Below are 26,802 nucleotides of genomic sequence, written 5' to 3' on the forward strand. Positions count from 1 at the left end.
GCGTGGGAGGCTTGCGATCAATACCGCAGTGCGCCGGATTGAGCACCCCATACGCCCCATCCGCTCCAGCCCTGCCATGCATACCCATCAACAAAGGCGCCATTTTAGCCGGTTTTGAGCCGTATACAGGCGCAACCATGCCCTGCACTACCCGCCATCATTCAGCGCCAGCGTCCATGACCGCCCCAGCCGCTGCTATAACCAAAATAGAAGGAGGACGATGGATATCCATACGCCGGATAGGCCGGATAAGCGGGATAGGCGTAATACGGCGCATACACCGGCTGCGCCGGATAGACCGCTGCGCCATTGTAGGGATTGGCAGGCACGGCCACACAGCCGCCCAGCAGCAACGAAGCAGGCAATACAGTGAGCAGCAGAGCCAAATGCAGACGAGGCTTCATGATAGGGTTCCTCAGGCGCGACAACGCTAACATGACACTATGACCCGTGTGCGCTCTGCCATCCAATCCCCTTACTTTTTGTTACGCGCTTCATTCACGATCAAATTCAAGTGAGCCAATCTTCACCTGCAGTTACTACTGCTTCTACCGGCGCAGCCGTAATGGAGCCGGGCAGTGCTTATATAATGGCGCGGCAACAGCCCGAACCGGACCATCTTCCGGCACCACAACAAAACGAGACCCTTCTGCGCGCCCTGCCCCGCAATGCGCGCGGTGTCAGCCCAACCAGTTCATCATGACCACCCTTGCCTCCGCACCCCGCGCTCCCGTCGTTGTCATCGCTCCCGATTCATTCAAAGGCTCCCTCTCCGCCGAAGAAGTGGCCGCGGCCATTGGTGCCGGCATTCAGGCCGCGCTCCCCGATGCCCAGGTGCGGCTCTGCCCGATTGCCGATGGCGGCGAAGGTACGCTCGACGCACTCATGCATGCAGGCGGCGAACGCCTGACGGTCGACTGCCGCAATGCAGCCGGACAGCAAAGCACCGCGCCAGTGGGCATCCTCAAGGATGGCAGCGCCGTGGTGGAATCGGCCGCCATCGTCGGCCTGACCGACGCGGCGGGTACGGCTGTGGCCGTCGAAGAGCGCACGACGCTGGGCGTGGGCGACGCCATCCGGCAGCTCCTCGATCGGGGTGCCCGCCGCTTCCTGGTCGCGCTCGGTGGCAGCAGCACCAACGATGGGGGCGCCGGACTGCTGGCAGCGTTGGGCGTGAAGTTGCTCGACGCCTCGGGCGAGATCGTGGCGCCGGTGCCGGCCCAACTGCAGCGTGTCACGCGCGTGGATGCATCAGGACTGGATGCGCGGATCAAGGAGGCGCATTTCGTGGCCATGTCGGACGTCGACAATCCTCTGTGCGGCGACGAGGGTGCCACCGCCGTGTTCGGTCCGCAGAAAGGTGTTACGCCGGACCAGGTGGCGCTGCTGGATGAGGCCCTGGGACATTTTGCTGGCGTGCTGGAGCAGGCGCTGGGCCATCACGCTTCCAACCAGCCTGGTGCGGGCGCGGCAGGCGGACTGGGGTATGCGCTGCTGATGCTGGGTGCGCAGTTCCGCTCCGGCGCCGAAACCGTGGCCGACCATATCGGGCTGGATGAGGCACTGGCCGGCGCAGACTGGCTCATTACGGGGGAAGGCCGCAGCGATGCCCAGACCCTGCATGGCAAGGCCCCCTTCATCGCCAGCCAGCGTGCGCGCCGCGCAGGTGTGCCCACTACCCTGCTTTCCGGCGGGATCGATCGCAAATCGCTGGAGAAGCTGCAGGCCAGCTTCTCGGGCTGCTTTTCCATCACCTTTGGACCGATGAACCTGCAGGAGGCCATTGCACAGGCGCCCGGCTTGCTCAAGGACAGCGGCGAGCAGCTGGCACGCTTATGGCAAACGGCTGCGGGCCGCTGAACCGCGTTATTTTGTTCCGTTCGGACAGCAAAAAAGCGGCGCTGCAATCCGATGCAGCGCCGATTCTGTTCGACTACGCCTCCTGGAGATCAGCGGCAATCACACTGGCGCGGTACTTCCGGAAGCCACCACTTGGGCACCGCCGAAACGTGCATTAAGGACGCGGGTTAGGGGTTTCTCCAGTAACAGATAAGAGACACAACCGGCGGCAGTGGCCACCATCACGGCGGCAAGGCAAATGAAGCCGTACGAATGCGGCATCAGCTTCAGACCACCGATCACCGCAGCCGGCATGATGAAGCCGTGCGCAAGATAGGTGGAATAGGAGGCATCGCCCAGCAAAGTCAGCTTGCTTGCGGCCGCCCGCACCCACGCAAAGCGCTCCATCCACGCCATGCCAAGCACCAGCATGGCTGAAGGAATGCCCAGCCCGACGAAGCGATCAAGCGCCGGCCGATGAACGAATAGCGCAACCATTGCGAACGCGACCAGCAAGACCGGAAGCCAGGCTGGCGGCTGTTTGTATTGCATCCACAGCCGCGCAACACCCATTCCCAGCAGGAACTCAAAGAGCACCGTACGGCCGAAAAACTGGGACAAGACTGCGTCCGGAAAGAGTTGCGCAACAAGATAGATGAGCGCCAGCACCAACGTGGCGGTTTTCAGGCGCGGCAAGCGCAAGGCGATCACGGTGGCCAGCACGGCGTAGAACAGCATCTCGAAACCCAGCGTCCAGCCCGATTCCACCAATGGCAGGATATCGCCGCTAGCGGGGGAAACCATGGGATAAAAACACAGCGATCCAAGTACATAAAAGAACGGCAGGCCAGCAGCGAACGCCTTCGATCCCAGTACCAGCACGATGACCACCTTGGACAAGGTGTAAAACCAGTACATGGGCACGATACGGATCAGGCGCCGGCGGAAGAACAAGGCGGCCGTCGCCCCGGCGTCAGCCGGCGCCGGCTTTCGGCGGGTGGAGAGGTACATGACCAGGCCGCTGATGACAAAAAAGATGTCCACTCCCACGCCACCATGATCGTGCCAATAGGACAGCAGGTCCGCCTCCCCTGTACGCGCCCGTAGCTCAAGCGCCGCGTGCTGCGAGACCACCAGCGCCGCCGCGACACAGCGCAGGAATTGCACGGTTAAAAGATGATTCCCCGACGTAGTTAGCATTGTTATTCCCCCATTTGATACCCCGTATTGGCGCTCGCGAAGACCGTTCTGTGCAAACGCCGACCAAAAGAACGCATTGCTCTGCCAACTGAAATTGCACCAGCCCCAAGCCCCTCCCTACCCCGACACCTTCACCCGGCGGGACGGCCGCAACGGCATATCACGCAGCCATTGCAAGAAAACGAAACGGAATTTCTATCAGGTAGGAGAGCACGTCCGTCTGCCATGCATTCATTCACCCAAGATGAACCAGCGCGTTCAGGCCTCCCTACTCAAACCGCACTGCATCAGACTTCCCTACCCCATTGCGGCCTCACATTTTGATTTTTAGAAATATATCTAAATCGCAATATAACGCAGCCAAAATCAATTAACTCTCATCATCTGTTGCCTAAAATCTCTTTTTCCCGCAGCCTTTTATCAAGCACATCATAATAAATATTCAACAAAATAAAACCCCCGGAGTGCGCCGCAGCAGAATTTTCTTTTCACCAAGCGCCCCACGTACCGCCGCTGCCTAGCTTTTTCCACTTTCGCAGCAACTTTTCCCATTCTACGGGGTAATTTTATGAAACTTATTTCGCATATCCGTCTAATCAGATGACTTCAACGGCGCAAAGAATAAGCGAGTTGCGTTGTAAAAACTTCCAATGTAGAAATTAATTTCCCCTAGGTGGAGATGTAAAGCACGTATCCGCACCCGCAGACACTCGAGAAAAATAACGCTAAATCATTGATTTTCATATAATAAAAAACGAGCCCGATTCTTATAAAGAAGATAATTTTATTTCCGTACGGATCAGTTCATTTCCACACTGCATTACTCATCAGTGGTGCCTCGCAGAAATTGTTGAATCCCTTTACTGTACTGGCTTTCCGCTGAGTTATAAAAAAGACAAAGTTGACTTTTTTTCTTCATTTTTTCTTGCTTCCACATGAATTCAAATGTTATAGTTCCGACATCAACACATGATTTGTTACAGATGTAAGGGAAACCAGGAGGCGGTGGCATTTTTTTTGCACTTCTGACAATAAGAAGATTGACTGCGACACAAATAAGTCACAGGGCAATCCAGCATCAAAGTGAGTTGATTTGGTTTTTGAATGGAAAGCGCCACGCGCAATCCTCTTCATAAATAGTCTTAAACTTTAAGGATTGATCCCATGAAAAAGCTTCTCGCGACTTCTGCTATCACTTTGGCACTGGCCCTGGCGGGCGGTGCTGCCCACGCAACCACCTTCAACCTGGACGTCAGCGGCGGCGGCGCCACCATTGGCGTGGCGACCTATACTGCGAGCCACAGCTTTAGTGATGTCTATACGTTCGCCATCTCAAACCTGAGCGATCTGTCTGCCACGATCAATGCCAGCTTCGTGACTTCAACCAATGGTGGCGTGCAGACGTTCGTGCTCAAGAACACGACGACGGGCAGCACCATCGGCAGCACCCTGCTCTCCAGCCAGTTAAACGGCAAGACCTACACCACCTATGTCATCGACGCCAGCCGCCTCACCGTTGGCAACTATGAGCTGCTGGTCACCGGCAAGGGCCCCTACAGCGGCCTGCTGACCCTGACCTCTTCGGTACCGGAAGCCTCCACCACCGCCATGATGCTGGGCGGCCTGGCCTTTGTGGGCATGATGGCCCTGCGCCGTCGCCGCAACGAAAAGAACGAGTCGGCTCTGCCGACCGGCATGGCTGCAGCCTGATCAGCCTGCACGGGAGCAATCCCTTCATGAAGAACGCCCGACTTGTCGGGCGTTTTTTTTCGAAAAGCGGGATTAGAAAAGCATCAGGGGCGCCGCAGCGCCCCCTGATGCCTTGGGAGAGTGCATAACGCCTAGTGCGGAGCAGCTACGCTGGCAGAGACAACCCGCGCAGGCGCGCCCACGACGGTAGCCCCTGCCGGCACATCGTGCAGCACCACCGACATGGCGCCGACCTTGCAACCATCCCCAAGGCGTACACCACCCAGCACCTGAGCATAAGCACCGAATTCGACATCATCCCCGATGACTGGCGAAGGGCCGTCCGGATGCCGGTTGCCGATGGTCACGCCTTGGCGAAGCGTGCAGCGCGCGCCGATGACCGCCTGGTCGTTGACGAAGATATTGCCGAAGTGCCAGATCCGCAGCCCGGGACCAATCCTGGCGCCGCGCGGCAGGCTGATCCCGAATGCCGTCTCAGTGAGGCGAAAAACAGGCCAATACACCGCGTTCTGGAGCTTGCGCACCAGCCCCGCCGGACGCGCCTCGATGCGTCGCCCCCAGCGATAGACCCAGATGGCCCAGATCGATTGCTCCTTCAAGAACGGACGGCGCAGGTTGTAGCGCTCCAGGTCAGCCAGCCAGTCAGGGTCCCGCGACATCAGTTTTCCTTTCAAAATCGGTCATTCATGAACCTTCTCTCAGCATCCGCTGCGATCTTGCCGTCTTGTCATCAAAGCCGAAGAAAACTTCACATCTTGATAACAAAAAGTTTGCCATGTTTCAGCAGATGTTTTCCGTGAAAAAGGCGACTGTGCAGCGCAACAATATGATAAATTTGCCGAACAAGCCAGCAACTGCGATTAATTGCTGCGAAAAATTTCCGACCAGCAAAACAGCCCGGAACTTTTCGCTCAGCGTCCGATCCAGTCCAGCTGGCGCAAGAAGCCTCACACTTCCTCACGTCTGCGCCAGTTCGGCGGGGTCGGGAGGAAGCGGATCCGACTTCGATTCATGATAAAAGCAAATGCCATCATGCCGGACCAGAAGAACGATGCAGGGGGAACCCGACGCTTCTGTCAGTGCGGCCGCCGTGGTGGCAGGGACCTGAACAATGGAATCGAGGCCGGGCGTTGGCCAGCCGGGTGGCATGTCGGCGCCAGCGCGGCGATGCTTCTGAATGGATCTATCCCTCTCATCTGAAAGCGCTTCCATGACCACGGTATCGAGCAGGCCCGAGACTTCCAGCTTCCGAAACTTGTCTTGCCGCTCTTGCACGCAGCAAGCCAACAGCAACGCCCTTGCCGCGATGGAGGAAGGCAAATCCTTCCCCGCCGCCATTCGTGCATGAGGCCCGGCATGCGCTGTATCGCTGTCATTCCCGCACGTTTCGGCTCCAGCCGCCTGCCAGGCAAGCCGCTGGCCGACATCCTGGGCAAACCCATGATCCAGCATGTCTACGAACGCGTAAAAGGCCTGGAGGAGCTCGCCGACGTGGTGGTCGCTACCGACGATGAACGCATCGTTGCCGCTGTGACCGCTTTCGGCGGCAAGGCCATGCTGACCTCGCCGGACCACCCTTCCGGGACCGACCGTCTGCGCGAAGTGATGCAACATCACCCGGCTGACCTCTATCTCAATGTGCAGGGCGACGAACCACTGGTCAATCCGGAGCACCTGCGCAAGCTGCTGCAGGCCATGCTGGCTGCGCCCCAGGTCCAGGCGGGCACGCTGTGCCATCCAATCACCGCAAGTGAGGCGGACAATCCCAATACCGTCAAAGTGGTACGCAACCGCGCCGCTGACGCCCTGTACTTCAGCCGCGCGCGCATTCCCTTCGAGCGCGAATCCACCGGCAAGACCCGCTATTTCAAGCACATCGGCGTCTATGCCTACCGCGCAGATCTGCTGGCCGCCTTCCCCGGACTACCGCCGAGCGAACTGGAGGGCGCCGAAATGCTGGAACAGCTGCGCATCATGGATGCCGGCTGGCAGATCCGCGTGATTGAGGTCGATCACGCCGCACCTGGCGTCGATACCCCGGCTTGCCTGGAACGCGTACGCGCATTGATGTCCGGCCTGCCCGACCCGGCGCTCGGTGCCGGCAGCCTGGCCGACGTCAAACTGGTCATTACCGACATCGATGGCGTGCTCACCGATGGCGGCATCTGGTACGACGACAGCGGTGAGTGCCTGAAGCGCTTCCATGTGCGCGACGGCATGGGCATCAAGATGCTGCAGGAAGCCGGCGTGAACGTGGCCGTCATTTCCGGACGCGACTCGGCCACGCTGCGCCGCCGTCTGGCCGACCTGGGCATCACCGTCTTCCATCTGGGCGCCAAGGACAAGGCGGCCGCCTGCCGCGCCATCATGGCGCATTACGAAGTCACTCCCGAGGCCACCGCCATGATCGGTGACGACAGCATCGACCTGCCCGGCTTTGCCGCCTGCGGCTGGCCGGTCGCCGTAGGGGACGCGCCGGATTACGTCAAGCGCCACGCTCGGGTGGTGCTGGCCAAGGCCGGTGGGCATGGCGCCTTCCGCGAATTTTCCGATAGCGTATTGAACGCACAGAACCGTTCTGCCATCTATGACAGCGTTGCCGGTTATGCCCAGGCCATGAGCCGCATGACGCAGTAACCTCCCTCATCCAATAAAGTGACTCAAGTGAGAACAGCATGAGAACAACCGGTATCCGGGTCTTCCGGGAACAGGCGCAAGCCTTGAACATGATCGCCGAACGCCTGGCCGAGGAATTCGAGCAGGCGGTCGAACTGATGTACGCCACCCGTGGCCGCGTGATCGTCTCCGGCATGGGCAAGTCCGGCATCATCGGCAGCAAGATCGCCGCCACCCTCGCCTCCACCGGTACCTCCTCGTTCTTCGTGCATCCGGGCGAGGCCTATCATGGCGACCTCGGCATGTTCACTGAAGCCGATACGGCCATCCTGATCTCCTACAGCGGCGAAACCGAAGAAGTGATCCGCCTGATTCCCTCGCTGCGCCACTTCGGTCTGCGCATCATCGCCCTGGTCGGCAAGCGCAATTCCACGCTGGGCAAGAATGCCGACGTGGTGCTGGACGTGTCGGTGACGCGCGAAGCCTGCCCGAACAACCTGGCGCCCACCACCTCTACCACCGCCACCCTGGTCATGGGCGATGCGCTGGCGGTGGCGCTGATTGAAAAGCGCGACTTCAAGCCCAACGACTTCGCCCGCTTCCACCCCGGCGGCAGCCTGGGCAAGCGCCTGCTTACCCGCGTCAAGGATGTGATGCATACCCAGGTACCCTGGGTGATGCGCGATACCCCGATCATCGACGTCATCGGCCAGATGACCGAAGGCGGGCTGGGCATGGCCCTGGTCAGCGCCGATGGCAACCGGCAGAAGCTGTGCGGCGTGATCACTGACGGCGACCTGCGCCGCGCCCTGGCCGCCCGCAAGGACATCTATCACATCACCGCAGCTGACCTGATGAACACCTCGCCCAAGACCGTCGCCGACAACGAAATGTTCGTTGACGCCGAAGCCAAGATGCTGGAATTGAACATCACCGCCCTGGTGGCGCTCAATGAGCAGCAGCATGTGGTGGGCGTGCTCAAGCTGCTGGATGCAAAGCGACTGTAATTACGGCGCAAATCAACGTATTCTCCCTCTCCGGGCGCGAACGCAATGGCGCCGGAATTTGAAAATAACCTCCTGCATGAGGAAATGGAACATGATCAAGATCAATGAGATTCAGGTTGGAAACGAACTGCCCTTCGTGCTGTTCGGCGGCATCAATGTGCTGGAATCCGAACAATTCGCCGTCGACGTCTGCGGTGAATATGTGCGCATCACCAAGGAATTGGGCATCCCCTACGTCTTCAAGGCTTCCTTCGACAAGGCCAACCGCTCTTCCATCAAGAGTTACCGTGGCCCGGGCCTGGAAGCCGGCCTGAAGATCTTTGAAGCGGTCAAGAAGGCCCACGGCGTGCCGGTGCTGACCGACGTGCACGAACCCTACCAGGCCGCCGAAGTGGCCAGCGTCTGCGACGTCCTGCAACTGCCCGCCTTCCTGGCACGCCAGACCGACCTGGTGATCGCGCTGGCCAAGACCGGCAAGGTCATCAACATCAAGAAGCCGCAATTCGTCAGCCCGCCGCAGATGAAGAACATCGTCGAGAAGTTCGAAGAAGGCGGCAATACCAACGTCATGCTGTGCGACCGTGGCGCGCAATTCGGCTATGACAACCTGGTGGTCGACATGCTGGGCTTTGGCGTGATGAAGCAGGTCAGCGGCAACAAGCCGGTGATCTTCGACGTGACCCACGCTCTGCAGCAGCGTGAATCCGGTGCCGCCGCATCGGGCGGCCGCCGTGGCCAGGTGACCGAGCTGGCGCGTGCCGGCATGGCGCTGGGCATCGCGGGCCTGTTCCTGGAAGCCCACCCGGATCCTTCCAAGGCGCTGTGCGACGGCCCGAGCGCACTGCGCCTGTCGCAGCTCAACGCCTTCCTGGAACAGGTCAAGGCGGTGGATGATCTGGTCAAGAGCCTGCCTGAACTGGATACGCACTAAGCATGGGGGCGCACATCAACGCCAGCCATCCTGAGCCGGGCGCAGTGCACTCGCTGTGCGCCCGTCAGGCACCGCAGGCCGGAGCTGCTGCGTCCTGCCGTGACCTCAAGCAAGCGTCGGCATGAGCGCAGCATCCAACGTCCGCTGGATTGCGGTCACCCAGTTCGTCAAGATCGGTTCGCAGCTCGTCAACATGTTCGTGTTGACGCGTCTGATCCCGCCGTCCGAATACGGCCTGATGGCCATGGCCGGCATTGCTACCAACCTTGCCTTCATCCTGCGTGACATGGGCACGGCCGCTGCCATCATCCAGAAGGCCGAGCTGCACGAGAACGACAGCTCCTCGGTCTTCTGGCTCAACATGATCGGCGGCCTGGTGCTGATGCTCATGCTCTGGCTGGCCGCGCCCTTCATGGCGGCCACCTTCCATGAGCCGCGCCTGACACACGTGCTGTGGGTACTGGCGATTACATTCCCGATTGCCGCCAGTTCCATGGTGCACCAGGCGCTGATAGAGCGGGTATCGCGCTTTCGCCTCATCGCCGGCATCGAATCGGCGGCTTCCTTGCTCTCCTTGGCCGTCGCGCTGGTCATGGCGTTTCGTGGTGCCGGTGTGTGGAGCCTGACGGCGCAGGCAGTCATGACGGCAGCTTGTACTACGCTGCTGCTGTGGCGCTATTCTCCTTGGCGGCCAAAGATGATCTTCGACCGGGCTTCGGTGCGCAGCGTCTTCTCCTTCAGTGGCGCCATGGCGGGCAACCAGATGGCCGCCTATGTCTTCCGCAATGCCGACAGCTTCGTCGTCGGCAAGATGCTGGGCGCCAGCATCCTCGGCAATTATTCGCTGGCCTACAAGCTGATGCTGTTCCCGGTACAGAACATCTCGTGGGTCGCCGTGCGCTCGCTGTTTCCGGTGATGAGCCGCCGCCAGGATGACCAGCCCTACCTCTCCAGCCTGACACTTCGCTCGCTGAGCCTGATCTCCTTTGTAGCGGCACCGATGATGTTCGGAGTGGCCAGCCTGTCGGATCTGTTTGTGGCGGTCTTCCTCGGACCGAAGTGGTCGCTGGTCGGGGACATCCTGCTGTTCCTGGGATTGGTGGGCTATCTGCAAGTCATCACCAGCGTGGCTGCACCGGTCTTCATGGCTTTGGGCAAGACCGGATGGATGCTGCGCCTGTCGCTGGTCGGCACCCCGCTTTATGTTCTGGCCTATGTGCTGGGCGCACGACAGGGCGGCGCACAGGGGCTGGCCATGGCTTATCTGGCCGTGTCGATCATCATGGCCTTCCCGACCTTCCATTTTGCCTGTCGGCTCATCGGCGTGGGACTGAAGCAATTTCTGTCGGCGCTGTTGCCCTCGCTGCTTTCCAGTGTCGGCATGATGCTCTGCATCCTGCTCTGCCGCGACCGCATAGCGGCCACGGGAACCTTGCTCTTCGTGCTGCTGGCGGGTATCGGCCTGCTCTTCTGGCTGATGACGGTGGCGCTCTTCCAGCGCGCTGCAGCCAAGGAATTCTTCCGTCTGGCTTTCAAACGAATCAAGAAATGACCTCTACTGCGAACGGATGCCCACCATGAAAATCGCCATCTTTGTCCTGGCCGACATGTTCGTGCCGCTCATGCTCAGCACCGGTAATTGCCTGGAAAAGCGCCACGGCCACCAAGTGCGCTACCTGAATTTCCTGCCGCACGATCACAAGTTGCTGGCCAAGAATACCGACCAGCTTTATCCGCGCAACCTGGAGACGCTTGATGGCACGACCCAGTTGGTCGAGACCGTCTTTACGCAAGATGAAGTGCAGGCCATGGTCGGATTCATGCAGACCAAGCACGGTGGCAGCCTCACCGAATGGCATGGCCGCGTCAACACCGTGGCGCGCTACATGCGTCGTTTCATCGAGAACGAGCAGCCGGATCTGTTCGTGGTCTGGAACGGACAGGACCATATCGGCCAGGTCATCACCTCGCTGTCCGGGCGTTACGGCATTCCCGTGGTCTATCTGGAGAACGGTTATTTCGCCAACACGCTGCAAGCCGACCTGTCCGGAGTGAACGCCTCGGCCACGCTGGCGTCGCTGGACTATGACGCCGTTCTGGCCCAAGCACAGACGGGTCCGGTCGAGTCCGAAACCGCCGCCCCGTCCTTCCTGCTGCGTCCGCTCACGCGTACGCAACTGGCCAGCATTGCACTGGCCCATCGCGCCAACCTGGCCTATTACACCCAGTATCCGGAACAGCGCGGTTTCAGCCGCATCAAGACCTGGAAGATCAAGCGCCAGCGCGCCGCCATACCCAATGACCACGTGAGGCTGCCGGAGCAATTCGCCTTCGTCCCGCTGCAGGTGCATGACGATACTCAGGTGCTGCTCAATTCAAAACTCGTGCATTCGGTGGAAGAATTCTTCGAGACCGTGCATGCCGCCATCCGCCGCACCTGCGGTCCTGACTATCCCATCATCGTCAAGGAACACCCGGAAGACCTCGGGCGCTACGACTATAGCGCGCTACGTCAGAAGTACCCGGAGGTCATCTGGCTGCGCAAGTTCGATATCGAGCTCTTGCTGGATCGCGCCACCATGGTCTTTGTCATCAATTCCTCAGTGGGTCTGCAGGCGGTCCGCCGCAAGAAGCCGACAGTCGTGCTGGGTGAATCGTTCTACTCCAAACCCGAGATCGCCTTCGTGGTCAAGGATCTGGCGCAGCTCGATGCCACCGTACAGCGCGCCACCGCTGGTGTGGATGAGATGATGTCCGCACGCATCGATCGGTTCCTTGATGCGCTGGACCACACCCTCTTCGTCAAGGGCACGTGGAAGCATCCTGCCTGCATTCAGGCGGCGCCGGCGCTGGCGGAGCGGCTGCTGGCCCTGTATGCGCGCAATGCCGCTGTCGCGGCATCACACCAGGCCATGGTCAACGGCTAAGGCTGCTACAGCGCAGGCGCAATGAAAAAGGAGAGCACGACGCTCTCCTTTTTTCATGGGACTACGCAGCCTCAGGCGCGCTTGTAGACGTCATCAAAGCGCACAATGTCATCTTCCCCCAGATAGCTTCCCGACTGCACCTCGATCAGATGCAGCGGCAGCTTGCCCGGATTCTCCAGACGATGGGTCACGCCGATAGGCAGGTAGATCGACTCGTTCTCGCTCAGCAGTGTCACCTCTTCACCGCGCGTGACCAGGGCCGAACCGCTGACCACCACCCAATGCTCGGCACGGTGGTAATGCATTTGCAGCGAGAGCTTCTCGCCCGGCTTGACGATGATGCGCTTGACCTGGAAACGCTCACCGGAGTCGACGCTCTCGTAGCTACCCCAAGGGCGGAAGACGCGCTTGTGGTGCACGTGTTCGGTACGCTTGGCATTCTTGAGCTTGTCGACGAAGGCCTTGACCTCCTGGACTTTTTCCCGGTTGGCAACCAGCACCGCATCGTCGGTTTCCACCACCACCAGATCTTCTACGCCAAGCACGGCCACCATGCGGCTTTCGGCGCGTACCAAGGTGTTCTTGACCTGATTCAGGTGCACGTCGCCGCGCACCACGTTGCCATCGGCATCGCCCGGCAGAACTTCATGCAGTGCGCTCCAGGACCCGACATCACTCCAGCCGATGTTGGCGGGCACGACGACGGCGCGCGAGGTGTTTTCCATCACGGCGTAATCGATCGACTCGGAAGGGGAAGCCGCAAAAGCGGCCTCGTCAAGGCGGCAGAAATCGAGGTCGGTGTAGGCCTTGGCCACGGCTTCCTTGACAGCTGCGCCAATCAGCGGACGATGTGCATCGAGCTCAGCCAGATAATCGCGTGCCTTGAAGAGGAACATCCCGCTGTTCCAGTAGTAACCGCCCTTCTGCAGGAATTCGGTAGCAGTAGCCAGGTCCGGCTTTTCGACGAAGCTGTCGACGAGGTAGTTACCGGTGCCCGCGGTATCGGCAGCGCCGCGCAGGATGTAGCCATAACCCGTCTCGGGCTGGGTGGGTTCGATACCGAAGGTGGCCAGCGCGCCGTTCTGTACAGACGCCAGCGCCCGGCGCACAGCCTCATGGAAGGACAGCACATCCTTGATGACGTGATCCGCGGGAAGCACCAGCATGACCGCTTCCGGGTCCAGGCGCTGCAGGTGCAACGCGGCAGCAGCCACGGCAGGCGCGGTATTGCGGCCCTGTGGTTCGAGCATGATGCTCAGCGGACGCACACCGATCTCGCGCAACTGCTCGGCGATCATGAAGCGGTGCTCGTTGCCGCACACGATGACGGGTGCCTGGATTTCTGCCCAAGAGCCTACGCGGGCTACCGTCTCCTGCAGCATGGTCTGCTCGCTCACCAGAGGCAGGAACTGCTTGGGATACGCGGCGCGTGAAAGCGGCCACAGGCGGGTTCCCGAACCGCCGGACAAGATGACGGGATAGATTTTGGTATTAGACATTAAGCACTCCTGATTTCCTGATTGGTCCCGCGCGGTTTGAGACGGCGATCACGTGCATCGTTCCATTGCGCGTCCGTTTGCTCGGATGTATGTTTCATCGCGCCGTCATGGGTGACGCTGTAAGCCCCATAGACGACGCTGTTTTCAAAGACGGTTTCTTTAGCCACGCGAGTATACTCGAACAGCACGCTTCGGATGATTTTTGCACCGCTGCAGATATGGCTGCCATGCCCTATCCAAGCCGGGCCGACAATGGTTGCCCCCGCTTCTACGTGTGAACCCGCACCGATGTAGACGGGCCCTTCGATGGTCGTGCCCTCCCACTCGATACGCGTATTCAACCCGACCCAGACGCCTTCCTGAATTTGCGTGCCCGGCACGTACATCTGCGCCACCTCGCCCTTGAGCACGCTTTGCAATACCGACCAGAAATCGGTGACGTTACCGATATCGATCCAGTTGAAGAACCGCTTCTGCGCATAGAACGGCAATTGCTTTTCCACCAGCAGCGGGAACAGGTCCGCGCCGATGTCGAAGAACTTGTCCTTGGGAATGAGGTCCAGCGCCGCCGGCTCCATGATGTAGATGCCGGTACTGGCCAGATTGGAGAGGGCTTCTTCCTGCTTGGGCTTTTCCTGGAAGGATTTGACCTTGCCATCTTTCTCGGCCACCACGATGCCGTAGCTGGAGACCTGCTCCATCGGGACTTCCTTGGTGATGACGCTCACCAGGGCTCCCTTGCGGCGGTGCTCGAACAAAGCGGAATGGATGTCCAGATCGATCAGGGCATCGCCGCAGATGACCAGCGTGGTTTCATCAAAGAAGCCGCCAAATTCCTGGATCTTCTTCATGCCGCCGGCCGAGCCGATCGGATCAGGAAAGACCTGGCCATCATCGTCCACGTAGCCTTCGAAGGAATAACCAATGCGCGCGCCGAAGCGCTGGCCTTCACCAAAATAATTCTCGATGCGGTCATGCAGATAGCTGACGTTGACCATGATGTCCTGGATGCCGAACTTCACCAGGTGCTCAATGAGATACTCCATCACCGGCTTGCCCAAGATGGGAATCATCGGTTTGGGCAGCGCATAGGTCAGGGGACGAACGCGGGTCCCCTTGCCCGCTGCCAGAATCATCGCTTTCATGTTATGCCTTTCTTGTCATACGAAGAGGTACGAAACCCGTCCGGGACGCTGATCAATGACCGGCTGTTCGGATCGCCATCCGCGTCCTGCCTGCCGATGCCACTTGTTTTCCTTACTGCAAAGGCTCAAGCAAATACTGTGCGCAATGCAGCTCGAACTGCCGGCGCACGACGGGCGATACACCGGCCATGGTCCACGGACGCTGGGCGGCAGCACAAGCGCCGTAAAGCAGGATCAGCGCTCCCAAGGCAGCACTGTCCACATGGCCGAGTGCACTACAGTCCACCACGACGGGAGCGCGGTTTGCCCACACCTGCGCCAATGCGGATCGCAAGCGATCAATGTTGGGCTTGCCGATGGCGCCGCCAAGGACGAGTTGCGCGCGGTCCGTTTCAAGACGGACGTCCACCTGCGCTGCATCGTACTGGGCAGCGCTGACTGAATGACGGCGGGCCGCCAATGCGCCAGGCAACACCACCTTAGCCAGCAATTGCAGCAGGGTACGTCCATCGTTCCAGTAACGCCGCCACAGGGCGGGCTCTTCCTTGATCCGCCAGGCCCATTCGAGGCCCGACTTCTGCACCCAGCGCGGGGCACGCGAAACAGTACCGGCCACGAAATTGATCACCGCACCAAGATGCCCCATCAGCGCCACATCGAGATCATCACGATTGCGCTGGACCCATTCCTGGCCTTTCTTGGCGTTGAGCGCCACCACGAGGAGATCGGGTTGGCTGTCGTTGATGCGCCTGATGGTCTCGGGCGTGCTCATTTCCTCGACACTGCCGAACCCAGGAGTCTCGTACCCTACGGCCAGCATACCTCCGTTGTCTGCATTGATCTTTTCGCAGGCTTGCTGACCCACGCCTGGCAAGCCGCCAAAGAAATAGATGCGCATGGGGTCAACACCATTCTTGCCCGCCGTCATCCGCAGCGAATCGAACAAGGTCGAACCCGAGACCCGTTCGGTAAATGGCAAACCAAGCGCACGTGCGATCCACACGATAGGCATGCCATCGATCACGGACAGATTGCTCTGGATGACGGTAGAACGGAATTGACGATCCTTCAGACAGGCAATGACGAAATTCAGATTGGGGGTGGAAAGGAAACAGCGCCGACGTTCCTTGGCGGCCTGGTGCATACGGGCGGTGGCCTGCTGCAAGTTCACCAGGTCAAACGGCAGGCCAAGGATGCAGTACACGTCGCGAGAAAAATCGGGACCCGGGTTGGTCAAGGCTGGACGGCTCACGGCAGCCGAAGCTGGTTCCACTAGGATATTGTCATTCGGAGTCACGTTTGGACCTCACCCACTCTACCTGGCGATTGAAAAGGAATTTGAAATACAGCGGAATCTTGCGCGCAACATAGCCGAATGCGCCAAGCAGTTGGCCCAGGTTGATCACGTCACGGGCAAATCCAGCCCAGGCCAGCAAGACTGCTGAAGCCAGCGCAATCACCAGCAGCGTAGCCAGGACAAACGGCAGCGACAAACCGAGGGCCACGGCGGTCAGCAGCGTCACCACCCAGGCAGCGCCCGTGAGCATCACCAGCAAGGCCAACGGTGGAACGCACAAGTCCAGCGCCATCGCGGCAAGGGCCGCGTTGCGCAGCTTCAGCGAAAGCAACAGCAGGCGCGGCACGTAACTCTGGATCACGCTCAGATGGCCATGCTCCCAGCGGGTGCGCTGTGTGGTGACGCCACTGTCACTGGTTGGAAAGAAACTGTAGACCAGCGCTTCAGGACAGAATTGCGGTGGTTGACCGCCCGTGGCTGAATCCACGCCGAGCTTCATGTCTTCCACGATGTGACCAGTCGCCAGATCAACCTGACGAATCTGTTCCCAGCGGAAAGCCATCCCGGTGCCCATGAGCTGACAAGGCTGGGCCAGGCGCTGGAAGCCCAAGGGCCGGACGTGGTTCTTCACCAGCCAGGCAAACTCGGCGATTCTGCGCATCGGACTGGATTGCTCTGGCGCATGCATCAAGTACAGCGCCTGCACCGGACGACCCGACTCCAGGCAAGCGCGGCTTACCTTGTCGAGCGCATCGGGACCAAGGTAGCAGTCCGCATCAACGATGATGAGGACCTCCGGTGGATCCAGCGCAAGCTCTCGCACGCCATGGTCGAGCGCGTATCCTTTTCCGCGCAGTTGTTCATGGAACCGTTCGGTGACTTCCGCGCCGGCTTCTCGCGCCAGCTTGGCCGTGGCGTCAGAACAGTTGTCGGCGACCACCAGAAGACGATCACCTGCAAGCAGTTGCGCCTTCACCCCGGCGATCACCTCGACAATGCCGCTGGCTTCGTTATGCGCCGGCATGAGCACTGCCACGCGGGGACGCGCAGCACTCAATGCGGTGGCACGTGTCCGGGCAAAGCGCGCAGCCGTTACCTGCAGCAACAGGACTGCCACCGGAATGGCCAGCACCAGAAGCGCCAGGATCAAGATTGTTTGCAGTAGCAACGTGAACATCATCGTTTCTGTTTCCCTTTTCGGATCAAGGATTTTTATCGTTAGCCATCGTGACGGCTTTCAGCGAAGTCAGATGGAGCCTGCAGCTCGCATTCTTTCGCGCCCCTCTTTCGGCGCGTAATTCAATCGAATTTCCAGCATCTCGACCCAAGCGGAGTACATAACAATACTTAGCAATTAATATTGCTTTGCAGCATCTTGGAAACTTAGATAGTTTTCCGTCAAAACTATGCACTTTGGCATTATGCGACAACCCATTGCTATTTTTTGCTGCATTCGCACAATATTTATTACACTCCTTTAAAACCTTGTCGCAAGGCAAAAATCATCGCGTAGCAGGTCCGTCCAAACGGCTTTTTCGCCCCTCTTTTCTTCATAAAAGCTCGCTATACTTCAACGCTATAGCGAACCGAAAACCATGTCCTCTATCTGACTCATGGTTCGCCTGGTTTCTACGGTTTCCAGTCGAACCATCCTTCACCGTCACAGGAAATTGCTCATGCAACGAAAATCTCTCACGATCCGCCACGCCAAGCTTTGCTTGCTCTTGGGTTGCTCTGCCTTGACATGCATGCCGAGCTGGGCGCAGGAATGGGGTACCTACCTCAAACCTTTTGCAGCGGATTCACTATGGAACAGCAGGCCCATCAATCCGACTTTCTCAGATGATGTAGTCCCGACTTCGGACTACTATCCACTCGTCACCAACGGTGCCTATTCAACCGGTATTTTTCTGGCGAGTCCGAACGATCCACCGGTCACCGTCACCGGTCCCACCGGCAGCAACAGTTTGAAAATCGCCGACGAGGAAGCATTCCACGACATCACTATCCCGCATTGGCCTGCTGCGACTACACCCGCCCCGGGCGGCGATGCTCATGCTGACATCGTTGATCCAACCACCGGAATCATTCATTCCTTCTGGGGCCTGGCTCAACAGGACGGCAAATGGACCGCACGGCTTTATGCCTGGACCAAGCTCAATGGCAGCGGCTGGCCAGACCCGGCCCACTACTATCAGGGCGCACGGGCGACCGGCATTCCAGCTGGTGCAGGCCTGATCCGCATCCACGAAGCCGCTGCAAAGCCTGCCTATTACCCGCATGCGCTGGGCATGTCGCTGACCTTCAATGCCCTGGCTGCCGATCCGGCATACGTATTCCCGTCCACGTCGGCCGACGCCCATGCCAAAGCACTCAATACCGGCACAATCCCTGAGGGGGCGTTGATGATGCTCCCACCCTCATTCGACACCAGCAAGATCACGAACGAGGAGTTGCGCCGCATCGCAGAAACGCTCAAGCGCTACGGCGCCTACGTTGTCGATGCCAATCGCGGCACACCCTTTGCCATCTACGCCGAGATTGGATCTGTCGCCAATCCCGCCCCCAACGGATGGAATGCCGTCGTGGGAAATGAATTGCAAACTATCCGCGCTGCCCTGCGTCGCGTGACCGGTGCCAGTGGCTGGGTGGATGGCAACGGCAAACCTTTCACACCCAACCAGAACCTCAACCTGCTATCGATGCGGGGGGCCTGGACAATACAGTCAGGTAGCGGCCAAGCCAAATTCAGCTCATGGGACCAAGCTGTAGTCTTCAGCGACAGCAGTTCCAATACGGTTGCGGTCAACTACTCAAATCGGGGCATGCAAACCGTCAACTGGGCCAAGCCGGTCATCGGCAAGAATTACAAGCTGACTGCCCGGACCAAGGGAGGTGCAAAACTGCGGTTGACCATCTACGACAAGCTAATCGGCAAGGTCGTCACCGACAGCGGCTATCTTGGCGATGGTCAAAGCACCGTGTTTTCCTGGACCGCGAATACGCCACAGCTGATTATTTATGCCCAAAGTGGCGGCGCAAACTCTTCTGCTGGCGCCGAACTTATCAAGGCCGATTAACGGCTGGAAGGACTACCGCTTCATGCCTCCACCTCCAGGTGGAGGCATCAATACAAGTCAGCCCGTTTTCTCTCGGGCACGCAAGCTCGTCAGCGCGCGCTGCCCGCAGCCTGTTTTTGGGAGCCAGCATCCATATTGAGATACAGCGACCAGCCCATTCCCATCGCGATCCAGAAATACCAGTTGAAGGCCAGATAACTCAACATATTGTCCGAAGCCGAAACGATCAGGTACTCCACCAACGCGCAGATCAGAATGCCGCCAGCCAGCCGATCTTTAGGATAGAGCTTCAACAGCGCGCGGAAACATTGGTAGAACACAGCCAGATACGCCACCAGGCCAACGAATCCGACGTCGAAGAACAGTTGCACAAACACGTTATGCGCCTTCCACTCGATGTTGCCTGCCAAGGGAAAGAACACGTTGGCGTAATACCCGAATGACTCAACTCCGTAGCCCATGAGATAGTGGGTAGCAGCCATCCAGTCCAGCGCGGATTGCCACAAATAAACTCGCCATGCAAATGAATTCAGGCGGCCGTAGCCACTGACCGTATTACCTGCGTCCAGATCAAGCAGGCGCTGCTGCACACTCGGCACCAGCAAGGCAAGCACGCACAGGACAAGGATGTAGATGAGATAGCGACGTTCAAACAGAGCACCGTACAACACGAATAAAACCAAACATGCTACCCATGCGCTACGCGTCTGCGTCAAGAGCAGCATCACGAACAGCAGTCCCACGTAGCCCGTGAAGCAATACCGCTCCAGCGGACTCAAGCTGAATGTCGGGCTTTTGAGCACATACAAGCCCAAGGAAATTACCAGCGTCAGATAAAATGCAAAAATGTTCGCATGCGTAAACGTGCTTTGCAGACGGAAATTGCTGAAACCGCCGCCGGCGTTGAGCCCCGTACTGATCACACCATAAATGACCGGAATAATTGACGAAGCAATGATCACGCGGACCATGAAGCGGAAGTCCTCTGGTGTGCGCACGACATAAAATGCGCAAACGAACACCGCAAAATAGGAACACATCGGCAGCACGGTCTTGATACCGCTGGCCACGTTAGGTGATACCACCAGGCCTGCGATTTCCACTACCAGCAAGATGAGCCAGACCAGTGCCGCTTTGGGCGGCAACAGCTTGGGCTTTTCAATGAAATAAAGCAGTGCGATGAGGACGATCAACCCGTTGATGGCACCTCCCAAGCCTGCCGAGGTCCCGGTGGAGCCCACCCGGGTGGATTCAAGTACGATGTCACCCGAAGACCGCAGCAACAGCACCACGAGCAGTAGCAGCCGCTTGTTGAAGAGGAAGACGCCCGCCAGCAGGAACAAGACTGGCACGGCGGCCAAGCGTGCATAGCTGTCGCCCAGCAAGCCCGTCACCAAAGGCAAGACCATGCCAATGAGCACAGCCACCATCACCGCTGCCCCAAGCACCAGCATCTGTGATGAGTCCAGATTACTTTTTTTCATATCATTGTCCTCGGCTTTTCGCCGACCTTTGCCTGGCGCATGCCCACGTACCGGGAAGAACCTGCACCGCCTTCATTGAGCCATCACACCGGCACAAGCAAACCTGGACTGCTTCTGCCCACTGCTGTCTGCAAGTCTTCCAGGAAACGGTGCTGTAACGCGAAAGCATTCGCTTGATTGTCGTTTTCCTCCAGCAAGCTGGAGGCGCGGACCAGAATGCCGTCCGATACACGTCCGGCCATGCCGTCTTCAAAGATTTTCAGCCGCGCGGCGAGCCCGCCGTTGGGGAAGCCGTCTCCGATCCGCACCCAATAGGTCACCGCCTCCACGCGGTTCTGGTGTGCCGCGATGAATTGCGAACCCATCACGTTTTTCTTTACTCCCGGCATCCCCAAGGCCAGTCGTTTCTGGCCTTTCAGGTTGAAGCCCTGTGCGACGTAACACACTTCCGGCAGATGGATCTTCACGTCCTGCGTCTGCTCGCTGGCATAAGCCAAGGCCAGCATCACCATCTGCCCCTCGCCGTTGACGTAAGTACGGGCGAGTACGTCGTCATAGGGCTGGTCCGAACTGCGATCCGTTCCATCTTCAATGTTGACGGTAACCTGCAGGAAGGGAGAAGGGACCTCATGCCAGTCCCCAAAACGGGAGGGAATGATGTCGTTGAACTTGGCCTTCTTGACGACGTTGACCTCGTGCGGAATGAGCAACTGCACCGCACCGACGGACGCCACCATGAGCAGCGCGACGACTGCCGCCAGCCCTGGATTCATGATGAACTTGGCCCGGTCGTCAGCTCGGGCGCCGCCCGTACGCTGGCGCTGCAAAGCTTCAGGTACGGCAACACCGCGCCATAGGGCATACCGTACGGCTATCCAGCGCAGCAATCCATCGAGCGCCATGATCAGGCCCAAGGCCACCAGGAACAGCAACATCCCTGCGAACCCGTGCAAGAAGCCCTGCCCGGCTGCATCTCCCATATAAAACGTGATGAGCGCCAGCACCATCACCCGCACGGTGTTGGCAGTAAAGGAGATCGGCACGATCAACACGGCCAGCACCAGGTTGCGGAACAAGGATTGGTGACGCACCAGGTTCATGTACAGCAATCCCAGCGCTTCCAGCGTAAACAGCGAGTTCAGACCAGCGCAGGCATCTGCCACCAGCAGTTGGTAAGGCCCGATGTAGAGGATCACCCCGCTACGCGCAATCGGATAACCAAACTCGCGCAGAATCAGTTCGGAGGCATACGACACACCAATCTTCAACGGCTGAGTCAGCAGGTCCACCACCGAAGCCGGCAATGGCACCATGAACATCATGAAGAAAAATGCAAACCACAGCCGGCGGCAGGTACGCAATCCGAACTGCAGCAGCACGATACCGATCAGGATGGGGATCAGCGAACCCGCTTCCATGAACAGAACCGTCTGTGACCGACCCAGCACGAAGCACACCAGGCCCAGCAACAGGAAGAGACTGCCGAGGACCGGAGCCGGCTTGCGCTCGATCAGACCTTCCTCCCGCAACTGCCTTACTCGCACGAACATATAACAGCAAGCCACCGCAAGCACGATGGGGCCATGCGCATTGCGCTCGGTCCCCCATACGCCACGGAACAGGTCGACGAAGCTGGGAATGTACATCGCCGCCAGTCCCGCCACCAGCAGCAGCCAGGGCAGGCCAGAAAAGCGCCGTTCAGGCATGGTCGGGCGTAGGGTCTCGGCAGTCATCTCGTCACTCGCACGAAGGACGATTCTCAGAACTCGTTGACCACGCTGCCGACCACCGCAACGTGGGCGCTGGTAAGTTTCTCAGTCAGTGCGCGTACGGCCGAGATATGGGTCGCGTTGGTCTTTACCACGACCAGACTGGCTCCCGTACGGGCTGAGATCATGTTGCCGTCGGCATAGTGAATGCCCGAAGGCGTATCCACCAGGATGACGTCATAGTCTTGAGCCAGATCATTCAACAATTGTGTGAAGTTGGGACGTCCCAGCAACTCCTGCGGGTTGGGCGGCGTCGGGCCGGCCGGCAGCACCGACAGGTCCAGCAGATCGGGCACGCGCTGTAACGCATCAGCGGCACTGCAGCGACCTGCGATCACGCCAGACAAGCCATTGCGATTATCCAGGCCGAACAACTCGTGCTGACAAGGACTGCGCATGTCGGCATCGATGAGCAAAGTGCGTTCGCCAAGCTGAGAGAAAACGACGGCCAAATTGGAGGCAATGAAGCTGCGCCCTTCCCCGCTTTCAGGGCTGACGATGGAGAGCGACTTATGCTTTGCATCGACATCGAACCAGCGCACCATCAACTGGCTGCGCAGCGCGCGCAACGCTTCCACCTGCTTGCTGAAGGGGTTGTAGGCCGCCACCACTTTTTCGCTGACCTTGCTTTCGCCCTTGAGCAAATAAGGGTAGTCGAACTGGCGCGAGAGGGCCTGCTCGATGTCGGATTGGGTCAGCAATCCCAACTGAACCGCCGCGTCCCCGAAACGCAGACCACGCTCGCGCTGCAGACGCAGAATACGCTCAGCGTTCTCTGGGGAAAGCTTGCCGCTATCGACCAGGATGGCGCCGATCGAGCGATTTGGCAGCGCCGTGCCTTCGGTGAGTGTCAAGGTTGCTGTAGTCATGTTATTCCCGGAGAATCGTTTTTTTATTAGCGAAGAAATAGCCCAGCCTCAGGCTGCCTTGGCACGCCCAAACCAGAAGCGGCGACGGCGTTGCACAGTCGGCGGGCGCGAGATCAAACCCAGTACCGGCAAGCCGAGTTCTTCCACCAGATCATGCTCGGAACGCACTCGACGATTGGCCAGTTCCAGACCCACAGCCGCGATGACCCCGAGGATGCCGCCGACGAAGATGGCCAGGATCAGGTTGAGGAAAATACGCGGACTGGACGGCTGAGGGGGCGGTACTGCGGCCGACAGCAGGGAAATATCCGACTGATTCGACTGGCCTTCCAGATTGGTCTGCGCGAAACGTTGCGAGGTCAGCTCATAGGCACGCTGTGCGCTATCGAGTTCTCGGCTGAGCACGGATAGTTCGTCACGGGTACGGTTCATCTCCAGCACCTTGCGCTTCTGGGCCTCGAACTCCGCACGGATTTCGGCTTCGCGCTTGGCCAGGATGGTGGCATTGGTGCCCACCGAGGAAGAAATCGACGCCGTGGCCGCACTCAACTGTGAGCGCAGACCGTCTCGTTCCGCCTTGGCCGCCAGATAGTCGGGGTGATTGACGCCCAGACGCTTGGATGCCTGCTCAAAACGCGCCTCCGATGCTGCCAGATTGGTCTTGAGTGTTTGCACCAGCGGATTGGCGTTGACGTCCGGCGACTCCGTCGTGCCGCCTGCCGCAGCCTGACGACGGCGCGACTCGGCTTCTGACAAAGCCGCCTGAGCCATCACAAGTTGCGTGGACAGATCATTGAGGCGGTTGGTCTCTACATCGGTACGGTTGTCGATGTTCGTAATACCGTGCTCTTCCTGGTACTTCGAAAGCTTTGCCTGGGCCTGCTCATAGGCATCGCGCAAGACCTTGACCTGATCATTGAAATAAGACGAAGCCTTGCGGGTGGGATCCAGCTTGAGCTGCATGCTTACCTTCTGATACGAGGCCGCGAAAGCGTTGGCCACCAGGGCGGCAAACTGAGGATCCTGTGCCTTGAAGGTAATGTCAATGACGCTGCTTTCCTTGGAAGCTACCGCATCCATCTTCTTGAGCAGCAGCCCGGCCAGCCAATTGCGGATGTCCAAATCGCCGTGGTCATCATCGGCATAGGCATCCTTGACTTCCTGCTGGTCGACGAGCTTCAGGCTATCCACCACGCCCAGCGCCACCGACGGGCTGTTGATGATGGCCACCTGTGTCGGCATGAAACCCGGCAATGCCTGCGGCGCGACCACAAGGCCGGTCACAGGATCAGATGCCTTGTAGTTCAGCACCACAGAGGAAGTTGCCTTGTACTGCTTGGGCAACACCAAGCTGACCACCAGGGCTACGAGCACCGTGATCGAGACGATGAGCAGGATTACCTTGCGGTAGGCCTGAAGGATCAAAAGAAATTGAGATAGATTCATGGGGTTACGCCTCCTGGTTGGCGTCTTCGATAGCTAAACGAAAAAACACTTGCTGCTGCGTAGGCGCTACCGCGCTTAGAACCAGCTTTCCTTGACGTAGACGATGTCATCTGCCTGTAACAAGTCGTCCTTCCTCACATCAATTTCTTGCAGGTTACCTTGCGGATCCCGGCGCTTGACCATCAGGCCCCGCTCGGTTCCTCGCTGTGTCAAGCCGCCGCCGACCGACAAGGCCTGCAAGACCGTCGTACCGCGTTCCAACCTGTACATGCCGGGATGCTGCACTTCGCCGTAAATATAGAAGCGCAAGGCACGCTCCACATAGACCACATCGTTTGCCTTGACCTCCGGCAATTCGCTCGTGTCGCCGCTGTGGGTAATCGCATAGATATCGACCAGCTGCTTGGTCACGGTCTTGCCATCATTGCGCACGATGGTCAGAGCATCACCGCCATCGGGCGTTACACCTCCTGCAAGCGCAATGACGTCAGCCACGTTACGCTTGCCGTCCAGCGAGTAGCGCCCGGGCTTGTTGACCTGTCCCAGCACCGAGACCATTTGGCTTTGGGGAACGGTCACCAGAATATTGACCTGAGGATTGAGCAGATAACCGCCCTTCTTCAGCAAGCCGGCAATCTTGGTCTCAGCCTGAGCTGTCGACAATCCGCCGATCTTGACCTCGCCCACCAGCGGATAGCTGATCACCCCAGCCTCGCTGATTCTGGTTTCCAGCGAGAGATCGTCGCTGCCGTAGACCTTCACCCGGATGACATCGCCGGCGCCCAGCAGAATGTCGTCGGCCTGGGCAAACAAACTCCAACTGGCAAGCATCAGGCCAACCAACAGGAACACCACTTTTCTCATCATTGTCATTACTCCGCAGTACGTCAGGTTCTTGATTCAGGCGTCATGCGCCCGGATGTTGATCAACACTTCCTTACTTGAAACCGGCCACGCCACGTGAAATCGCGTCCTTGTTCACGCTCGGCTCCTCCTGCGCGGCCCGTTCGGCCGGCACGGAATCGGCAGGCGCAGCACTCATATCCTTGAATGACTTGGCCTGTTCCGAATATTCGATCTTGGCATCCTTCTTGAGTCGGTCCACCAGTTGCTCGGAATCCTGACTCTGCCTCTGGGCCATCAGATATTGCTGGATCTGCGGAGTCGCCACGGCCAGCGAGACCGGCACACTCTTGATGTCCTGCAACGACGTCAGGATCGCGGTCGGGCCTTCGATCACCACAAACAGTGCACCGCGCTCCATGTTCTTGAGGCTGGCATTCATCTGCGGCGGCAGGTCGGCCGAGGTCTTGACGACCTGTTGACGGGCGTACTGGACGCGATGCCCATCAAGCCACGAAACGATATCTTCCAGCCGTTTGCCCGGCTGCTCCATCAAGCTGTTGAGCTCGGGCGTCAGATTCGTACCGGCAATGATCAATTGAGAGAACTCATACTGCCTGCGCTGAGCGAACCAGTCGGGGTTCTTGCGATACAAGTCTTCGATGTCCTGCTCCGACGGACGCGCCGGGGCCTTCAGTTTCCTTGCGACGTAGCTCTGCGCGAGCACCAGATTACGCGCCCGCTCCATATCGGCCAGCACCGCTGGATCGATATCGAGCTTGTCCTTTTTGGCTGCATTGACGAGCAATTGCCGTGCCACCAAACCATCGAGCAACTGCTTGGTGACCTGCGTACCCCCAGTCTTGGCCAGTTCGTTGTTGACCTGGTGGATCGTGATCTCCTGACCATCCACATTGGCCACCACCTGACTGGAACCGGACGATGCCTTCTTTTCACTGCAAGCGACCAATGCCATCAAGAGCATGGCCGAGACCAGCGCCTTCGTGGCGAGACCGTGATGCAGTGAAACCGCTGCCTTCCCATTTTTCATTTGCGCAAGCTCTCTTCTTCTCTCTGTCACTTGTTGCCGGCAGTCTCGGCCGGTGCATGTCGCCCCCCTCCCCTGCGAGGAGGCGTGGT

General features: G+C 58.9%; 22 protein-coding genes. 8 read left to right on the forward strand and 14 right to left on the reverse strand.

Going from position 1 to position 26,802, the window contains the following annotated elements; translation table 11 throughout:
* Window positions 1–161: 161 nt before the first annotated feature.
* Window positions 162–404 carry a hypothetical protein gene (locus ACVC5H_RS15405; RefSeq protein ID WP_489618704.1) on the reverse strand — a complete coding sequence of 81 codons (243 nt, stop codon included), beginning with the start codon at window positions 402–404 and terminating at the stop codon, window positions 162–164.
* Between the two features lie 295 nt (window positions 405–699).
* Here ACVC5H_RS15405 and ACVC5H_RS15410 point away from each other — a divergent pair, with 295 nt between their 5' ends.
* A complete protein-coding gene (locus tag ACVC5H_RS15410) occupies window positions 700–1,860 on the forward strand; it encodes a glycerate kinase (protein WP_489618705.1) in 1,161 nt (386 codons plus the stop codon).
* Window positions 1,861–1,959: 99 nt separating this feature from the next.
* Here ACVC5H_RS15410 and ACVC5H_RS15415 read toward each other — a convergent pair whose 3' ends face one another.
* Window positions 1,960–3,006 (reverse strand): acyltransferase family protein, encoded by a 1,047-nt coding sequence (locus tag ACVC5H_RS15415; RefSeq protein WP_489618706.1) that lies wholly within the window; start codon window positions 3,004–3,006, stop codon window positions 1,960–1,962.
* Between the two features lie 1,197 nt (window positions 3,007–4,203).
* On the opposite strand from ACVC5H_RS15415, the gene ACVC5H_RS15420 reads away from it, so the two are divergent.
* The gene (locus tag ACVC5H_RS15420) at window positions 4,204–4,749 is read left to right on the forward strand and encodes an FxDxF family PEP-CTERM protein (RefSeq protein ID WP_489618707.1); all 546 of its coding nucleotides are present in this window, start codon (window positions 4,204–4,206) and stop codon (window positions 4,747–4,749) included.
* Window positions 4,750–4,880: 131 nt separating this feature from the next.
* Here the strand turns inward: ACVC5H_RS15420 and ACVC5H_RS15425 are convergent, their stop codons facing one another.
* A complete protein-coding gene (locus ACVC5H_RS15425) occupies window positions 4,881–5,408 on the reverse strand; it encodes a serine acetyltransferase (RefSeq protein ID WP_489618708.1) in 528 nt (175 codons plus the stop codon).
* 298 nt (window positions 5,409–5,706) lie between these two features.
* On the reverse strand, window positions 5,707–6,069 hold the full coding sequence (locus tag ACVC5H_RS15430) for a hypothetical protein (protein ID WP_489618709.1): 363 nt from the start codon (window positions 6,067–6,069) through the stop codon (window positions 5,707–5,709).
* Window positions 6,070–6,105: 36 nt separating this feature from the next.
* Here ACVC5H_RS15430 and kdsB point away from each other — a divergent pair, with 36 nt between their 5' ends.
* From kdsB to ACVC5H_RS15455, 5 genes are all read left to right on the forward strand, one after another.
* Entirely contained in the window at window positions 6,106–7,386 is a 1,281-nt protein-coding gene (kdsB, locus tag ACVC5H_RS15435) for a 3-deoxy-manno-octulosonate cytidylyltransferase (RefSeq protein ID WP_489618710.1), read from the forward strand.
* A 38-nt stretch (window positions 7,387–7,424) separates the two neighbouring features.
* A complete protein-coding gene (locus ACVC5H_RS15440; RefSeq protein ID WP_489618711.1) occupies window positions 7,425–8,372 on the forward strand; it encodes a KpsF/GutQ family sugar-phosphate isomerase in 948 nt (315 codons plus the stop codon).
* 91 nt (window positions 8,373–8,463) lie between these two features.
* The gene (gene kdsA, locus ACVC5H_RS15445) at window positions 8,464–9,303 is read left to right on the forward strand and encodes a 3-deoxy-8-phosphooctulonate synthase (RefSeq protein ID WP_489618712.1); all 840 of its coding nucleotides are present in this window, start codon (window positions 8,464–8,466) and stop codon (window positions 9,301–9,303) included.
* A 121-nt stretch (window positions 9,304–9,424) separates the two neighbouring features.
* Window positions 9,425–10,855 (forward strand): lipopolysaccharide biosynthesis protein, encoded by a 1,431-nt coding sequence (locus ACVC5H_RS15450; RefSeq protein WP_489618713.1) that lies wholly within the window; start codon window positions 9,425–9,427, stop codon window positions 10,853–10,855.
* Window positions 10,856–10,880: 25 nt separating this feature from the next.
* On the forward strand, window positions 10,881–12,230 hold the full coding sequence (locus ACVC5H_RS15455; RefSeq protein ID WP_489618714.1) for a capsular polysaccharide export protein, LipB/KpsS family: 1,350 nt from the start codon (window positions 10,881–10,883) through the stop codon (window positions 12,228–12,230).
* 71 nt (window positions 12,231–12,301) lie between these two features.
* Here ACVC5H_RS15455 and ACVC5H_RS15460 read toward each other — a convergent pair whose 3' ends face one another.
* The 4 genes from ACVC5H_RS15460 to ACVC5H_RS15475 all read right to left on the reverse strand — a co-directional run bounded on the left by ACVC5H_RS15460 (window position 12,302) and on the right by ACVC5H_RS15475 (window position 17,348).
* Window positions 12,302–13,729: a mannose-1-phosphate guanylyltransferase/mannose-6-phosphate isomerase gene (locus ACVC5H_RS15460; RefSeq protein ID WP_489618715.1), complete on the reverse strand. Its 1,428-nt coding sequence runs from the start codon at window positions 13,727–13,729 to the stop codon at window positions 12,302–12,304.
* Entirely contained in the window at window positions 13,729–14,865 is a 1,137-nt protein-coding gene (locus ACVC5H_RS15465; RefSeq protein WP_489622709.1) for a nucleotidyltransferase family protein, read from the reverse strand. Before ACVC5H_RS15465 ends, ACVC5H_RS15460 begins: the two co-directional genes overlap by 1 nt.
* 121 nt (window positions 14,866–14,986) lie before the next feature.
* Window positions 14,987–16,111 (reverse strand): WecB/TagA/CpsF family glycosyltransferase, encoded by a 1,125-nt coding sequence (locus ACVC5H_RS15470; protein ID WP_489618716.1) that lies wholly within the window; start codon window positions 16,109–16,111, stop codon window positions 14,987–14,989.
* 46 nt (window positions 16,112–16,157) lie between these two features.
* The gene (locus ACVC5H_RS15475) at window positions 16,158–17,348 is read right to left on the reverse strand and encodes a glycosyltransferase family 2 protein (protein WP_489622710.1); all 1,191 of its coding nucleotides are present in this window, start codon (window positions 17,346–17,348) and stop codon (window positions 16,158–16,160) included.
* Window positions 17,349–17,847: 499 nt separating this feature from the next.
* On the opposite strand from ACVC5H_RS15475, the gene ACVC5H_RS15480 reads away from it, so the two are divergent.
* Complete coding sequence (locus tag ACVC5H_RS15480) at window positions 17,848–19,251, forward strand: Atrophin-1 multi-domain protein (RefSeq protein WP_489618717.1); 1,404 nt, start codon at window positions 17,848–17,850, stop codon at window positions 19,249–19,251.
* Between the two features lie 89 nt (window positions 19,252–19,340).
* On the opposite strand, the gene ACVC5H_RS15485 is transcribed toward ACVC5H_RS15480, so the two are convergent.
* The 6 genes from ACVC5H_RS15485 to ACVC5H_RS15510 form a co-directional block, all read right to left on the reverse strand.
* Window positions 19,341–20,735 carry an O-antigen ligase family protein gene (locus tag ACVC5H_RS15485; protein WP_489618718.1) on the reverse strand — a complete coding sequence of 465 codons (1,395 nt, stop codon included), beginning with the start codon at window positions 20,733–20,735 and terminating at the stop codon, window positions 19,341–19,343.
* A gap of 83 nt (window positions 20,736–20,818) precedes the next feature.
* The gene (gene xrtB, locus ACVC5H_RS15490) at window positions 20,819–22,468 is read right to left on the reverse strand and encodes an exosortase B (RefSeq protein WP_489618719.1); all 1,650 of its coding nucleotides are present in this window, start codon (window positions 22,466–22,468) and stop codon (window positions 20,819–20,821) included.
* 26 nt (window positions 22,469–22,494) lie between these two features.
* Complete coding sequence (gene epsG, locus ACVC5H_RS15495) at window positions 22,495–23,373, reverse strand: chain length determinant protein tyrosine kinase EpsG (RefSeq protein ID WP_489618720.1); 879 nt, start codon at window positions 23,371–23,373, stop codon at window positions 22,495–22,497.
* A gap of 48 nt (window positions 23,374–23,421) precedes the next feature.
* A complete protein-coding gene (epsF, locus tag ACVC5H_RS15500; RefSeq protein WP_489618721.1) occupies window positions 23,422–24,819 on the reverse strand; it encodes a chain length determinant protein EpsF in 1,398 nt (465 codons plus the stop codon).
* A 75-nt stretch (window positions 24,820–24,894) separates the two neighbouring features.
* On the reverse strand, window positions 24,895–25,686 hold the full coding sequence (gene epsE / locus ACVC5H_RS15505; protein WP_489618722.1) for a polysaccharide export protein EpsE: 792 nt from the start codon (window positions 25,684–25,686) through the stop codon (window positions 24,895–24,897).
* Between the two features lie 70 nt (window positions 25,687–25,756).
* Window positions 25,757–26,713, reverse strand: coding sequence for an EpsD family peptidyl-prolyl cis-trans isomerase (locus ACVC5H_RS15510; protein WP_489618723.1), 957 nt, complete (start codon window positions 26,711–26,713; stop codon window positions 25,757–25,759).
* Window positions 26,714–26,802: the final 89 nt, after the last annotated feature.

It is taken from the genome of Herbaspirillum sp. Her3 (assembly GCF_057961275.1).